The organism is Streptococcus parasanguinis (genome assembly GCF_001578955.1).
Lineage (GTDB): Bacteria > Bacillota > Bacilli > Lactobacillales > Streptococcaceae > Streptococcus > Streptococcus parasanguinis_U.
This window is the reverse complement of sequence record NZ_KQ969689.1, coordinates 81,529-95,234: the sequence shown is the minus strand read 5'-3', so window position 1 is coordinate 95,234 and position 13,706 is coordinate 81,529. Positions and strand designations below refer to the sequence as shown.

Annotated in this window: 15 protein-coding genes; 5 read left to right on the top strand and 10 right to left on the bottom strand. The window is 40.7% G+C overall.

Annotation, left to right across the window (positions count from 1 at the left end; translation table 11 throughout):
* The 6 genes from SPADD19_RS12145 to SPADD19_RS00420 form a co-directional block, all read right to left on the bottom strand.
* On the bottom strand, positions 1–524 hold a 524-nt coding region (locus SPADD19_RS12145), incomplete at its 3' end, for a family 1 glycosylhydrolase (RefSeq protein ID WP_241496458.1).
* A gap of 201 nt (positions 525–725) precedes the next feature.
* Entirely contained in the window at positions 726–1,073 is a 348-nt protein-coding gene (locus tag SPADD19_RS00440) for a VOC family protein (RefSeq protein ID WP_061454912.1), read from the bottom strand.
* 59 nt (positions 1,074–1,132) lie between these two features.
* Positions 1,133–2,908 (bottom strand): pyruvate oxidase, encoded by a 1,776-nt coding sequence (spxB, locus tag SPADD19_RS00435; protein ID WP_061454911.1) that lies wholly within the window; start codon positions 2,906–2,908, stop codon positions 1,133–1,135.
* A gap of 348 nt (positions 2,909–3,256) precedes the next feature.
* Positions 3,257–5,479: a heavy metal translocating P-type ATPase gene (locus SPADD19_RS00430; protein ID WP_061454910.1), complete on the bottom strand. Its 2,223-nt coding sequence runs from the start codon at positions 5,477–5,479 to the stop codon at positions 3,257–3,259.
* Positions 5,480–5,489: 10 nt separating this feature from the next.
* On the bottom strand, positions 5,490–5,861 hold the full coding sequence (locus SPADD19_RS00425; protein WP_061454909.1) for a cupredoxin domain-containing protein: 372 nt from the start codon (positions 5,859–5,861) through the stop codon (positions 5,490–5,492).
* A gap of 18 nt (positions 5,862–5,879) precedes the next feature.
* Entirely contained in the window at positions 5,880–6,275 is a 396-nt protein-coding gene (locus tag SPADD19_RS00420) for a CopY/TcrY family copper transport repressor (RefSeq protein WP_061454908.1), read from the bottom strand.
* A 229-nt stretch (positions 6,276–6,504) separates the two neighbouring features.
* Here SPADD19_RS00420 and SPADD19_RS00415 point away from each other — a divergent pair, with 229 nt between their 5' ends.
* The 5 genes from SPADD19_RS00415 (at position 6,505) to SPADD19_RS00395 (ending at position 10,140) form a co-directional block, all read left to right on the top strand.
* Positions 6,505–6,783: a hypothetical protein gene (locus SPADD19_RS00415; RefSeq protein WP_003008749.1), complete on the top strand. Its 279-nt coding sequence runs from the start codon at positions 6,505–6,507 to the stop codon at positions 6,781–6,783.
* Between the two features lie 5 nt (positions 6,784–6,788).
* A complete protein-coding gene (locus SPADD19_RS00410) occupies positions 6,789–7,136 on the top strand; it encodes a cingulin (protein WP_241496360.1) in 348 nt (115 codons plus the stop codon).
* Positions 7,127–8,782 carry an LXG domain-containing protein gene (locus SPADD19_RS00405; protein WP_061454906.1) on the top strand — a complete coding sequence of 552 codons (1,656 nt, stop codon included), beginning with the start codon at positions 7,127–7,129 and terminating at the stop codon, positions 8,780–8,782. The genes SPADD19_RS00410 and SPADD19_RS00405 overlap by 10 nt, the downstream gene beginning before the upstream one ends.
* Entirely contained in the window at positions 8,783–9,409 is a 627-nt protein-coding gene (locus tag SPADD19_RS00400) for a hypothetical protein (RefSeq protein ID WP_049474136.1), read from the top strand. It begins immediately after the preceding gene.
* Between the two features lie 95 nt (positions 9,410–9,504).
* Positions 9,505–10,140 carry a TipC family immunity protein gene (locus SPADD19_RS00395; RefSeq protein ID WP_003008757.1) on the top strand — a complete coding sequence of 212 codons (636 nt, stop codon included), beginning with the start codon at positions 9,505–9,507 and terminating at the stop codon, positions 10,138–10,140.
* A gap of 148 nt (positions 10,141–10,288) precedes the next feature.
* On the opposite strand, the gene SPADD19_RS00390 is transcribed toward SPADD19_RS00395, so the two are convergent.
* The 4 genes from SPADD19_RS00390 to SPADD19_RS00375 form a co-directional block, all read right to left on the bottom strand.
* Positions 10,289–10,936 (bottom strand): SGNH/GDSL hydrolase family protein, encoded by a 648-nt coding sequence (locus tag SPADD19_RS00390; protein WP_061454905.1) that lies wholly within the window; start codon positions 10,934–10,936, stop codon positions 10,289–10,291.
* Positions 10,937–11,785 carry an HAD family hydrolase gene (locus SPADD19_RS00385; RefSeq protein WP_061454904.1) on the bottom strand — a complete coding sequence of 283 codons (849 nt, stop codon included), beginning with the start codon at positions 11,783–11,785 and terminating at the stop codon, positions 10,937–10,939.
* Positions 11,786–11,921: 136 nt separating this feature from the next.
* On the bottom strand, positions 11,922–12,500 hold the full coding sequence (locus tag SPADD19_RS00380; RefSeq protein ID WP_061454903.1) for an HD domain-containing protein: 579 nt from the start codon (positions 12,498–12,500) through the stop codon (positions 11,922–11,924).
* 458 nt (positions 12,501–12,958) lie between these two features.
* Complete coding sequence (locus tag SPADD19_RS00375; RefSeq protein ID WP_061454902.1) at positions 12,959–13,675, bottom strand: DUF554 domain-containing protein; 717 nt, start codon at positions 13,673–13,675, stop codon at positions 12,959–12,961.
* Positions 13,676–13,706: the final 31 nt, after the last annotated feature.

Genomic DNA, 13,706 nt, shown 5'->3' with positions numbered 1-13,706 from the left:
ACCAAGCCCTTGTAGCGAGTGAAGAGGGTCCGGCAGAGTCGTTCATAACATTCCAACATCTTACGACTACGCCAACCTCCATACTCGGTAATCAAATGCATGGGACAGTCAAAGTGGGTAATGGTCACCAAGGGTTCAATGCCATACTTATGGCACTCCTTAAAGAGGTCTTCATAGAACTGTAGGCCTGCCTCATTCGGCTCTAGTTCATCTCCTTTAGGGAAGATCCGAGACCAGGCAATGGACAAACGATAGGTTTTAAAGCCCATTTCCCCAAAGAGAGCAATGTCTTCCTTGTAGCGATGGTACATATCAATGCCATCCTTAGCCGGATAAAAATAGTCCTCTTCAAAGTCAAACATCTTTTTCTGACCCGTAATAATGGCGTAACGGTCAGGCCCAATCGGTACCACATCCACATTGGACAAGCCACGGCCGTCTTCATTATAAGCTCCTTCACATTGGTTGGCAGCCGTCGCCCCACCCCAAAGGAAACCATCTGGAAATTGAAGTTTGTCGGTCATCTCTCTACCTCACTTGATTTGATAGTTCTATTATACCCTTCTCTCTCCAAAAAATCCTACAAGATCCTACGAAAAACTGATACTATTCTAAGGTAACTATCGCTTTCATGCAACACAAAAAGACCGGATAACTCCGATCTTTTTAAGTTCCACTCCAAGAACGTTTAAATTTTTTGATGAAAAATTTGATAATAGAATTACCTACTTCATACGATAAAAATCAAGCACTAGTCCGGAAGGGCCTTCAACTAGCAGGCTTTCGGTTCCCCAATCGGTTACAACTGGGCCGTTTAAAACCTGGATACCAAGCTTTTTCAACCGTTTGTAGTTCTGGTCTACATCCTCAACCTCGATATGAAGAATGATTCCTGACTGAAAATTTTCCAAAGGAATCAAATGATTTTGAGACAACATGAGACAGTGACTGCCAATCGTGAACTGAGCAAAACTATCATCAACATAATCAGCCTTTTTATCCAAAATACGCTCCAAGCTAGCACAAACTTGGGTAACATCTGAAACGATAATATCTAATTGATTTAAATTCATTTCTTATCCTCCACAAAAAGACCGGATAGCTCCGATCTTTTTATTTTCCACGAGAGAAATTATTTGATTGCGCGTGATTGCAACCCTTCTTCTTCCAAGAAGAGGCGGAATGGTACGAGTTCTTCTGCTTCGTATTTTTCCTTGAAGGCTTTGATTGCTTCTTCTGAGTGAAGTTTTGGATCCAATTCAAGTACTTCTACTGGAAGTGGACGGTGTTGTGTGATGCGCGCATCGATCACAACTGTCTTACCTTCTTTGTTGAGTTTAACAGCTTCAGCAACAACTGCATCGATGTCTTCGATACGGTTAACTGTAAATCCTACAGCACCTTGTGCTTCAGCGATTTTCGCGTAGTCAGCATTTGTGAAGTCTACACCAAACAAGTGTTTGTTTGTGTCTTCGTATTTGTTCTTGATGAAGGCATACTCAGCATTTGAGAAGACAACGTTGATAACTGGAAGGTTGTATTGAACGTTTGTGATCACGTCTGGGTAGCACATGTTAAAGGCTCCGTCACCCATGATGTTCCATACTTGGCGATCTGGATTGTCTTTCTTAGCAGCGATACCACCAGGAAGGGCGATACCCATTGTCGCAAAGAGTGGAGATGTACGCCACATGTTCTTAGGTGTCATGTGAAGGTGACGAGTTGATGTTTGAGTTGAGTTACCGACGTCGATTGAGTAGATTGCATCCTCATCAGCGTATTTGTTAATAGCGTTGTAAACTTGGTACAATTGAAGCGCACCCTCAGTTTTACCTTCGAGTTTGTTCATGTAATCACGCCAGTTTTGGTTGTTCTTAACGTTTGCACGCCACCATGGAGTAGACTCAACTGGGTTCACTTTGTCAAGGATTGCTTTCGCTGCTTGACCTGCGTCACCAAGGATTGAAGCGTCAAGGGCGTGACGTTTACCAAGTTTGTAAGGGTCAATATCCACTTGGATGAATTTTTCAGTGTTCTTGAATGCTTCGTAAACTTCAGCAAATGGGAAGTTTGAACCAAGGAAAAGAACAGTGTCTGCTTCAAAGACCACTTCGTTGGCTGGTTTCCAACCAACACGGTATGCAGAACCTGTCAAACCTTCGTAGTTCCATTCGAAGGCCTCGAAGTTTTTACCAGTTGTAATGATTGGTGCTTTAATTTTACGAGACAATTCAGTGATCACATCACCAGCACCAACACCACCGAAACCAGCGTAGATCACTGGGCGTTCAGCATTGTTCAAGATTTCAACAGCTTTATCGATTTCCACTTCGTTCAAGGCAGGAGCGATAAAGTGACGTTCATAAGAACCTGATCCGTAGTATGAGTTTTCGTCGATTTCTTGGAAACCAAAGTTTACTGGAATTTCAACAACGGCTGGACCTTTTTTAGAAACGGCAGCACGGCAAGCTTCATCGATTACTTTTGGCAATTGTTCTGCGTAAGCTACACGTTTGTTGTAAACAGCGATACCGTTGTACATTGGGTTTTGGTTCAATTCTTGGAAGGCATCCAAGTTCAATTCGTTAACTGGACGTGATCCAAGGATAGCAAGGAATGGAGTGTTATCCATAGCTGCATCGTAAACACCATTGATCAAGTGAGTCGCACCAGGTCCACCTGAACCAACTGCAACCCCGATAGAGCCACCAAATTTAGCTTGCATAACCGCTGCAAGAGCACCAGTTTCTTCGTGACGAACTTGCAAGAAACGGATATCTTTGTCTTCAGCCAAAGCGTCCATAAGTGAGCTAAGTGTTCCAGATGGGATACCGTAGATCGTATCTACGCCCCATGTTTTCAATACATTAAGCATTGCTGCAGATGCAGTAATTTTTCCTTGAGTCATTTTAACTCTCCTTTAAAATCTATTTTGATCCTTTAAAAATGCAGCATAGCGCTTCTACTTCATCTTTGCGATCATCTCGCCTTGAAAATGAGTTTTTTCAGACTTTTCTCATGAAAACGATTTACAAAACGATTACAGTATTAATTTATCACAAAGAGATGCACATGTATAAAGATCTGCTCAGAGATGCTCAATCCCTATTCCATAACAGATGACTATTTTGATAATTTTTCACAAACTATCCTACAATAGGATGGTTTGCTATCATTTTAATCCCACCTGTTTCCTTTTCGCTCCAGTAACAAGATAAAAAAGTGATACAGTATGCTGTACCACTTCCTATTTTCTTTAATCAATTTTCGCAACATTGAGAAGCAGCGAGCTAGTCAAAACAGACAAAGAACTAAGGGCCATAGCAAGACCTGCTAGTTCTGGATTGAGGGTCAATCCCAGTCCTACAAAGACTCCAGCAGCAATTGGAATCCCAAGGATATTGTAGATAGAGGCCCAGAAGAGATTGAGTAAGATCCTGCGGAAGGTCTTTTGACTCATGTCAAAGGCGCGCACAACGCCAAGCAAATCATTTTGCGTGAGCACGATGCCACCGGACTCGATCGCAATATCCGTTCCAGATCCCATAGCGATCCCCACATCTGCGATCGAGAGAGCTGGAGCATCATTGATGCCATCTCCGACAAAGGCGACCTTGCTAGCTTCTTGCAGTTTTTGGATGGCGCTAGCTTTTTCTTGAGGAAGGACATCAGCAATGACGGTATCAATTCCCACTTGCGTAGCAATAGCTTGGGCCACCCGTTCATTATCCCCCGTTAACATGACCGTTTTCAAGCCCCGTTCTTTGAGCTTTTTGATCGCTTCTTTTGAGCTGGCCTTCGGAGCATCTTGAATGGCAATCAACCCAATCACTTGCCCATCCACAGCCAAATTGATCACTGTTTTGGCCTGCTCTTGCAACTCTACCATCCGTTTTTCAAGCTCCGGATCCATCGCTGTCCCGTCATGAAGTTTGCCATTTCCCAAGGTCACCAACTGCTGGTCGATCTGACCTTGAACCCCTTTTCCTTCAATCGCTTGGAAATTTTCCACAGGGGATAACACCAAACCTTTTTCTTCTGCTTGGGATAACACCGCTTGAGCTAGTGGATGTTCTGAAAAAGTTTCAAGACTAGCAGCCAGTGTCAAGACACGCGCTTCATCTCCTACAACATCGGTTACAAGTGGTTGGCCAATGGTAATAGTCCCTGTCTTATCAAACACAACGGTTTGAATCTTTTGCACTTCTTGAAGAACTGTTCCATTTTTAATCAGAACCCCCATCTTGGCACTACGGCCGGTTCCGACCATCAGGGCTGTTGGAGTTGCTAAACCAAGGGCACAAGGACAGGCAATAATGAGGACAGAGACTGCATAGAGCATGGCCTCTTGAAGCGACGCGCCCAGAAGCACGGACCAAACCCAGAAAGTCGCAATGGCCAAAATCGTCACCACTGGAACAAAGATACCTGAAATCTTATCCGTCAAATCTTGAATAGGAGCACGACTGGATTGGGCCATTTTGACAAAGTCCACAATTTGAGATAAGAGGGTCTCACTACCGACTTTTTCAGCCTTAAAGAGAATGGTCCCATTGCTGTTGATAGTGGAGCCGATAACTGCATCACCAACTGATTTTTCCACAGGCAAGCTTTCACCTGTCACCATCGACTCATCAATGGTCGTACTTCCTTCTACAATCGTCCCATCAACCGCGATCTTTTCCCCAGGACGGACCCGAATCAAGTCATCAATTTGGATATCTTCTGCCGCCACCTCGACATAGTTCCCATCACGGAGAACTTGAGCTGTTTTTGCCTGCAAATCCAACAACTTTTCCACGGCCTCGGAGGCATTGTTACGCATCCGTTCCTCAAAGACTTGCCCTAAGAGGATAAAGAAGATGATAAAACCCGCAGCCTCAAAGTATACTGGCTGACCAGTAAAGAGGGCAAATACACTATAGACATAGGCTACCAGAGTTCCCAGAGCTACCAAGGTATCCATATTGGAATGGTGCTTCTTAAATGAGGCCCAGGCACTCTTGATAAAAGGAACTCCTGCCACTAGCATAATCGGCGTTGTCGCTAGAAAAGTCCCCCAGTGACTGACTGGATGGGATACAAATCCTGCCATCATCCCGATCATCAAGATCAATAAAGGAAGGGTAAAGATACTAGTAATCCAAAAGCGATCCCGTAAACTTAAGACACGACGGCGTTTTTCCACAACCGTGTAGGAACCTTTTTGCATCTTCATTCCACAAGAGAACTCAAAATCCCCTGTTTCTGTCGGGGTAAAGGAAATGACCTTATCCACACCAACTTCCAAAGGTTCTAAAATTCCCTTATCTTCAAACAAAATCTCCTTGTAACAGCCGGATGGATTGACCCGACGGAAGGTGATTTCAGCAGGAATCCCTTTTTGAAGTTGAAATTCTTTGGGACTATAGCCCTTCTCTGCTGTAATACGGATCTTTTGCACTCCGTTTTCCACAACTGCTTTTTGTTTTTCTGCCATACCTACTCCTTTATTCCACAATCATGTGACCATGCATCATGTTCATACCACATGAATACCCATATTCGCCCGCTTTTTCTGGCGTAATTTCAATGACATGTTTTTCACCCAAAGGCAAAGCTTCATGCACCCCAAAATCTGGAAAGACCACTTGGTCCAGACATGAAGATGGATCCTTGCGATTAAAGATGATCCGGGCTGGAACATTCTTTTTCAGGACAATGGTTTCAGGCGAATAGCCCCCCATGACTTCGACTTCAATTTCTTGATAACCTGATTTTTGACGAGCATGGTCACTCATCTTTTCATGTTCTGCAAAGAACCACCAAGCAATAAAGACAACCAAAAGTAAACAAACAATACTAATCACCAATCCAAACATGATATTTCCTTCTTTCTATTACATACAATTGCAGCGGACTGTTGCGACAGCCTCTGCTTTCTTATCTTCGAGGACTTGTTGTAGCTGATTAAGATCTGCCAGCGTAAAGTCACTCTCCTGAATCAAGTTTTCAAGCACCTGGACAATCCTTTTGGAGCAAACCTTGTCCTTCACATCCTCAACGACCAAGTCTAAACTTTGGTCCTGCTTCAACAAAGCCGAGTAGACAAAGGCTTTGCCAGATTTTTCTCTAGTCAAGCACCCCTTTTCTACCAAGCGCGTCAAGAGGGTCTTGATGGTCGACTTGGACCAGTCAAAGCGCTCGGACAAGACGGCGATCAAATCCCTGCTGGTCTGCTTGCCTTCCATCCAGATAATCTTCATGATGCGCCATTCCGCATTGGAAATTTGCATGGCTCCTCCTTTCTAAATCTACATTTGTAAATCTTATGATGCTATTCTACTCCTAAGATTTACATTTGTCAACCAAAAGATTTTAAAAAAACAAATCTTCCTTTGAAGATTTGTCTGATTGGGCTTTTTGCTATAGCATTCGTATCTCTTCTACATGGAATTAAAATGTCTTTTCCTAAAAAGTATGATAAGATAGAACTTAAAATGAATTGTAGAGGAGAAACGTATTATGGATAAAGTTCAAATTAAGTCCAGTCCAATAGAAGCTCAGGCTGCTATTGGTGAACTACTTGGTTTAGATGTATCTCAGAAAGACAACAAACAAGTAGAGTTTAGTTATTCTTCTGGTATTACAGGGATGGAAAATGGTAAGGAAGTGACCAATCAAATGCTTGAAGCAGTTGGAAAGTTTAGCGAAGCTGTTTTAATTCAGGCCAATAAATTTCCTCAAATTGCTGAAACAATGGAGAAAAGAGATATTGAGCAGGCTCAACGTTGGAGGAGTTAAGTCTAGTGAAACAAGACATTAATGAAAAAGAGAGAGATAGACTATTTCACCAAATAGTTCAACTCGAACACAAAGAAGATGAACTTCGCAATTTGAAAAAACGTCGTGAACAATCTTTGGAGAATTTTATAGAGCAATTTAGAAACATTTCTATTAATGCAGAACAAAGATTATCAGTAAATCTACAAAATCAAAGATTTATCCAAGAAACGAGAGAGCTAGAATTGAAAGTTGAACAATATGTGAATAATCAACTTGACGGATTTGATTATGAAGCAAAGAAATTATTAAAAGATATAGACATGAAAAAAGAAAAGTTAATACATGAAAGGAATAGTCTACCATGGGAATAAGGTATAGTTCTTCAGAGTCAAGTTCATTGATTGAGGCAATGAATAGTAATGTTGAGATTGCAAATGAAATAACAGATAGACTTTCTAGTGGTAGTGATTATTTAATTTCTGTCCTTGAATCAGGTAAATTACAGGGTGCAGCATACACTGCAGGGAAAAATCTATTTTCAGAGATCATCATTCCATCAATAAAAAAACTTCAATCAGCTATAGATGACATTCAGACAGAGTTAACATCATATAAGAATGCAGATGCTGTTATTTCAGGATTTGGCGAGTTAGATTTAGATGATTTGAAAACTCAGAAAGAAACAAGAGAAAAACAGTTAGCAGAAGTAAAGACACAGATAAGGGAAAACGAAAAACTTCGGAGTATAATAGATGCTTTAGGAACTGGAAATTTGGGAAATCATATCTCAAAAAATAATGCCTTACATGAGTTGGAATACCAATTACAGATGGGGATTGACGAACTGAAAGACAAAATTGAGAAGTTAGAATGGTTTGTGTTGCAGGTTTCTCAATATTTCAGTGATAGCCTACAAGTTTTATCCTTAGCCATCCAAGGTGCCACACAACTAAGTAAGATTATTGTCGATAATAATGGTAACTATTATGTAGACGGTGTAGACATGACTTGGTTTGATAAAATGAAGAATACTACACTTAAGAATCATGACTTAAATCCAATTGATAAGAGTTTATCTTTTTCAGAAGGACGATTTATAAATACTCTACAAGTTGCTTATGGTTTTAATGAGACTGAATCAAAAATAATATATGATTTGTATGAAAAATTAAGAAATAAATATGGAGCAAAAAAAGCCAACATAGAATTTATTCGGTTAATGGCTGAAATCTCCTATTCAGGAATTTCATGGTATTATACTGCAGGATTACCATCACAAAAAGCAGAAGAACACTTTGTAAAAGAGATGAATAACCTTGGTTTTAAAGATCCTAAAATTGATTTAATAAAAAAAGCGTTAGTGAATCAACATAAGTATTCGGGATTAGTTGCAATAAAGGAAAGTGATTCAAAAGAAATTGTTGAAGAAAAACTAAACATAGCAGCAGATGCAATATTTGGTATAAGTAGTTTTAACGAATTAGATACTCAACAAAAAGAACAACTGGAAGAAATGTTAGATAGATTTGGTGGTAAAGCCGATTATACTCATCAAAATGCGGTTATTTCCACTTATTTTAATGAATCTCCAATGGAAGAAGTAGCAGATACTATATTCGGAATATTAAATGAGAGAGCAGGTTATCTTGGTGATGTGGCAGGTGCTAACGGAGCTCCTCCAAGTATGGGAAATGACGATTATAAAGCTGATCTTGATGCAGTGAATATTTATTATAGAATAAAAAACAACAGAGATTACGTTGAAACTGTAAGTGAATATTATGATGAGGTAGAGTCGCAGACTAAATCAAGAGCACGCGAATTTGTTGTTAATTTAGGAAATGGGAATTATGATGAAGGAATTTTACATTTACAAGATAAATGGTTAACACTTGAGTCAAAAATTAAAGAAAATCCAGAAGTATATGAACATTGGGGAAGAGATCCAATGTATACTTTTAATCGTTTCTTATTAAGTATTATTCATGATAAAAATGATCTTATTGAGGAGAAGTAAATGAAAAATAAAAACAAATTTATCTTTTGTTCACTCGTTTTGCTTGTTTATTTTTTATTGTTCATTTTGAAGCCGATCTACCAATATATTTCATTTTCTAAGATGGATGTGAACAGCAGTATGGTTCAATGGATTCAAGATAAAAGTGATCAGGATTGGCATGCTCTTGATGAGCATATTCATTTAGTAACATCGAAAGAAAATGGACATAACATCGGCCTTATCTATGTGGTGGACGACTATAGTCAAATTGAAAGTAAGATTTCCCCTGAGAATAAGGCGGTATCCATCAGTTATAATAATCGATTACAAGGAGACAAGCGTGTTGAAATTAGTTGGTTGAATGGAGAGAAACGGCTTCGTCATGCTGGGAGATATTTGAAATTAGCAGCTGAGAATCAAGCTGTGATTGAAAGTAGCACAGGTTCTTCAGTGACCGTTTGGGAACAACGTTCGGAGAAAGCTAAAAAGCGATTATATGCAGTTGTAGAACAAATGAAAAAAACTGTTCTAGAACATTTGTTCCATCAAATAGTGTTCTGTTCGCTAGCTGTAATTCTCTTTCTTTTAGGTTGGAGAATTTATGGTGCTTTCGGAAAACGTGGAGATTCGCAATCACCAATGTAGAGGATAAGCCAGCCCACTTTAAAGCGCGAGTGGTGGATCGGTAAACTTGAAAAAACTGTAAATTGACAGAAGAATGGATGCGTGTGAGAAGAAGGATGAAAAAAAGACTACTACTTATTTCAATTTTTATAGCCTTGTGTTTATCTTTTGGTGGTTTTCAGTACTATAAGCATCAGCGAATACATAATATTTTTGATGAAATATATTATGAGAAGAGTGATTACCAGAATATTGAATTTTTATGGCGTAAAAGTGTGTTTAATAATTTAAATGATATCCATATTACGGATAATGATTCAAAGGATGTTTATAAACATAGTGTTGAATACACAGCATCATCCTTGCCTAGAAACATTGGGAAATTAGGTTATCAATTTTATTTTTCGAATTATAGAGCACCTGAAGTTTTTATTTTTATGAGAATAAAACTCCCTGAGACAAAAAATACAATAAATGTAAGTTATACATATAGTGTAACAAATAAAAAAATAGAACGCTATATGTGGTATCAGGATGAGAATAGCGTGAGATATTATCAACAGTCTCAAGTGGAAGCCTTTCTGGCAGAGCATGGAAAGACTATTGAAGGCATTCGCAAGGAAGAAGATGATGTCCTCCGCAATAAAGTCCTGAAAGATTGGACTTCCATCTACTCTAGTCGCTTCAGCCCAAAGAATTGGGGGGATGTGACCGTCAAGGATATTTGGAGAGATGATTTATCTAAAAACTAGAAAATAAGTTATTTCTTTCATAACAGAAAAAGCGAGCTTTGTCATGAAGCCCGCTTATTTGTATGTATAAAAAATTGGGTGAACTCTAATTATTTACAAGCCAAAAACCATGTAAACCATGGCTTTTACTGTTAACGCTAGTTGCCTGCTACAGACGTTTTCTATATAACGTCTCCTGCAGAGCTTGGGCTAGAATGCGGTAACCTGCCACACTTAAATGAAGGCCATCTGTCGTATAGGCTTCTGCTAACTGCCCCTCTTCATCCAATAAAGACGAATACACATCGACATAGCTGACCTGGTGGTAGGCTTGTGCCAATTCTTGATAGGCCTGATTGAGGGCTTGAATTTTTTCATTGGTCCGGACATAGACCTTTTGTTTGTAGCGCTCTTCTTGACTCACCGGTAGAACCGAGATCAGGTTGATATGGGTCAGCGGAAAGTCCCGCATAATTGCTTGTAAGACCGCTTCTACATTGTCTAAGGTTTCCTTTTGAGGGATTTCTTTTCCGATGTCATTGGTCCCGATCAAGAGAAAGATCTGATCCACCGCCGTTCCAAAGACATGGGCGTCTAGATGCTTACGAAGGAGATCCGTCTTATAGCCTCGTACTCCCCGATTGACCATATGCTTCGGACTTTGTAATAGTTCATGAATGGGAAAATACTCTACAATGGAGTCTCCGATAAAGATCAAACCAGGCTCTTTCAGAGGGGCTTGATTGAGTTCCCGATAGGTTGTTATGATTTTCTCCTGCTCCTTTAAGAGCCAGTCTTCTAACAGTTGTACCGCCATCTAATTCTTTCCTTTCACTTGTTCCCAGGGGGTCAATCCTAGATACTCTTCGATCACCTGGTAGACACCGTCTTCTTGATGGCTAGGCGCTAGATGATTGGCGACAGCTTTGACAGCTTCTTCTGCATTAGCCACAGCATAGGAGTGACCTGCCATTTCAAGCATTTCGATGTCGTTTCCGCTATCCCCAAAGGCCATGACCTGACTGGCATCAAGCTGCCACATCTCCATTAATTGAGCCAGACCCCAAGCCTTGTGAATGCCTGCTTGTAAGAGATCCATGCTGCCAAAACCGCTCGAAACCGCCATCAGCTGATCTCCAAAAGCCTGCTGGACTTCTTGGCGCACTTGATCGAGACGATCCAAGCCAACCACCAGACTCATTTTAAGCACCTGATCAAATAGATCTGCTGTCAATTCCGGAACAAACTTCATCCGCTTGTACAAGGCTTCAATCACTTCCGGCTGCATGAATTTCTCAACTTCTGTAAAGACCGTTCCTTCCTTGGCAAAGCCACCATTGACAGCTGACACAACCAGCTGGTCTGAAATTTCCCGCCCCTTAAAATAAGCAAGAACCGCCTCTACTAGTTCTCGATCCCAGAATTTTCCTAGAATCATCTGGTCATCCTCAAAAATCCGAGCTCCATTGGCTACGACTAGAGTCACCCGCTTGACCAAAGGACCCAAGAGCTGGCGCATGCGATGGATTTCATTTCCCGTCGCAATGACAAAGCGAATCCCTTTTTGATCCAAGTGGTCCAAAAGCCTTTCCAGGCGCGGGAGATCCACCTCTCCTCGCTCATCTAATAAAGTTCCATCCATATCTGTAGCAATCAAATTAATCATACAATCTAACCTTTTCCCTTTCAAAGGGTGCAAATTATCTGGTTCCATTATACCACAGATCAAGCCAGTCAAAACCACCCGTGAAAACAGGTGGCTACCTCTTGGGCTGAAGGTTCCTACTAAAGGCCAAGTGATCTTATAAATATAAGCCCTTTTCCACACTTTCCTGAACCAACTCTTCTGTCAGTTTCCACAATTCTTCCGATTCACTTTTTATGAACTTTTTCTTTTCTAATACCATCTCTGAACGGATATGATCGGGATTATAATCGACTTCTGACACTTCCAAGTGATTGATCAGTGGTACCAATGCATCAATCACTCTTGCATATCTTGCCTCAGGACTCTGCCCTTTTTCAAACTCCAACCACGAATTTTTCATATTCACATATGTTGCTTCTGGAAGGAGGCTCATTGTTTTTTCTATAGATTCTAGCTCTCTATCATGAGCATGAAGCTTTTTTTCATCATCAAACACCCAAGTATCTCCAGCATAAATCTCACCTAAATCATGGATCAGTAACATAGAAATCACCTTTTCCATATTCAATTTTTCAGGATAATAATCTTGAAGAACCATCGCAGCTATCGCGCCCTGCCAGGAATGCTCGGCACTATTTTCAAACCGTCCATCAAGGGTTCTATTAAACCTTGTTACTGACTTTAATTTCTCGATTTCTTTAATAAATTCAACTGTCTGATTCAAATCACTCATGGCGACTCCAACCTCCCTATTCGAAATTACGACTATCATACCAGAAATCCTGTTTTCCATAAATGAATTCCCGTATTTGCAAAAAGATAATGTCCCTCCTTTTTGGAGCACCGCCATTTTTCTAACAAGAGCACAAGGACAAGCAAAAAAGCTAACCAGTCTTTACCGGTTAACTTTAGAATGAGACAAACTATTTTAAAGTAAAATAAGTTAATCGATTCTAAAAGTAAGTAAAAATGAGTTCCTATTTTTAGAATGAATCAAGAAAATACAAAAACTTTCCGCTGTGAGAAAAGTGCCTGAAACGTATTGTTTCAGGCACTCGGAATTATTGAGACTTTAGGCTCAATAATTAGTCATGGAACTTCTACGAAGTTCGCTGACGTCCGTACTCACCTAAGGAAAGTTTTTGATATGACTTTGTCTTAAATCTGAAGCTCCTGGTTAGCTTCTCTTTTTTACCCAACAAAAGCCCAAATAATGGCAATCAGCACTGCTGGCAGGAGATTGGCAACCTTGATGCGTTTGCCCCAGATGAGGTTGATCCCCACACAGAGAATAAGGCTGGAGCCAACCAGTGAGAGATTGGACAGGGCTTGTGGGGTCATGATCGGTGCGATCAAATGAGCCAAAAGTGTGATCAAGCCCTGAAGGATTACGAGTGGGACCACCGCAAAGATCGCGCCCTTTCCTTTTGAAACAGTCAAGACCAGAACGATGACCATATCCAGTATAGCCTTAGCCAACAAGGTCGAAGTGTCACCTGTCAAGCCATCCTGGACAGCTCCGACCACCGCCATAGCTCCGATACAGATGGTCAGGGCCGTGGTCATAAAGGCATCGACAAAGCTGGTATCACCTTGATTGCCCGTTTTTTCCTTCAGCCAGGTTCCCAGGTGCTCCAAGCCCTCTTCAATCTTCAAAAGCTCACCAAGCACCGTCCCAAGCACTAGACTCAGAATCAACATCATACTTCCGTGACTTTCCACATGACTTCCATGCACCACCAGCATCTTTTCCAAGGTCCCTGCAATGCCCAAGACAAAAACAGCAACTCCTGTCACTTTCAGAAGGGTCTCATGAAAATCTTCTGACAAACGTTGACCGATGAGCAATCCTAAAAGCCCACCAAATACGACCCCTAAGGCATTATAGAGGGTCCCTAAACTGATCATTTACAAACTCCTTCGTTCATTTCTCATTCTT

What these genes read in the sequence shown, in the direction of transcription:
- SPADD19_RS00430 (WP_061454910.1), bottom strand. Translation starts at nt 5,479, where the DNA reads ATGGCAGAAAAACAAAAAGCAGTTGTGGAAAACGGAGTGCAAAAGATC.
- SPADD19_RS00400 (WP_049474136.1), top strand. Translation starts at nt 8,783, where the DNA reads ATGAAAAATAAAAACAAATTTATCTTTTGTTCACTCGTTTTGCTTGTT.
- SPADD19_RS00385 (WP_061454904.1), bottom strand. Translation starts at nt 11,785, where the DNA reads ATGATTAATTTGATTGCTACAGATATGGATGGAACTTTATTAGATGAG.
- SPADD19_RS00415 (WP_003008749.1), top strand. Translation starts at nt 6,505, where the DNA reads ATGGATAAAGTTCAAATTAAGTCCAGTCCAATAGAAGCTCAGGCTGCT.
- SPADD19_RS00375 (WP_061454902.1), bottom strand. Translation starts at nt 13,675, where the DNA reads ATGATCAGTTTAGGGACCCTCTATAATGCCTTAGGGGTCGTATTTGGT.
- SPADD19_RS00420 (WP_061454908.1), bottom strand. Translation starts at nt 6,275, where the DNA reads ATGCAAATTTCCAATGCGGAATGGCGCATCATGAAGATTATCTGGATG.
- SPADD19_RS00440 (WP_061454912.1), bottom strand. Translation starts at nt 1,073, where the DNA reads ATGAATTTAAATCAATTAGATATTATCGTTTCAGATGTTACCCAAGTT.
- SPADD19_RS00395 (WP_003008757.1), top strand. Translation starts at nt 9,505, where the DNA reads ATGAAAAAAAGACTACTACTTATTTCAATTTTTATAGCCTTGTGTTTA.
- spxB (WP_061454911.1), bottom strand. Translation starts at nt 2,908, where the DNA reads ATGACTCAAGGAAAAATTACTGCATCTGCAGCAATGCTTAATGTATTG.
- SPADD19_RS00380 (WP_061454903.1), bottom strand. Translation starts at nt 12,500, where the DNA reads ATGAGTGATTTGAATCAGACAGTTGAATTTATTAAAGAAATCGAGAAA.
- SPADD19_RS00405 (WP_061454906.1), top strand. Translation starts at nt 7,127, where the DNA reads ATGGGAATAAGGTATAGTTCTTCAGAGTCAAGTTCATTGATTGAGGCA.
- SPADD19_RS00390 (WP_061454905.1), bottom strand. Translation starts at nt 10,936, where the DNA reads ATGGCGGTACAACTGTTAGAAGACTGGCTCTTAAAGGAGCAGGAGAAA.
- SPADD19_RS00425 (WP_061454909.1), bottom strand. Translation starts at nt 5,861, where the DNA reads ATGTTTGGATTGGTGATTAGTATTGTTTGTTTACTTTTGGTTGTCTTT.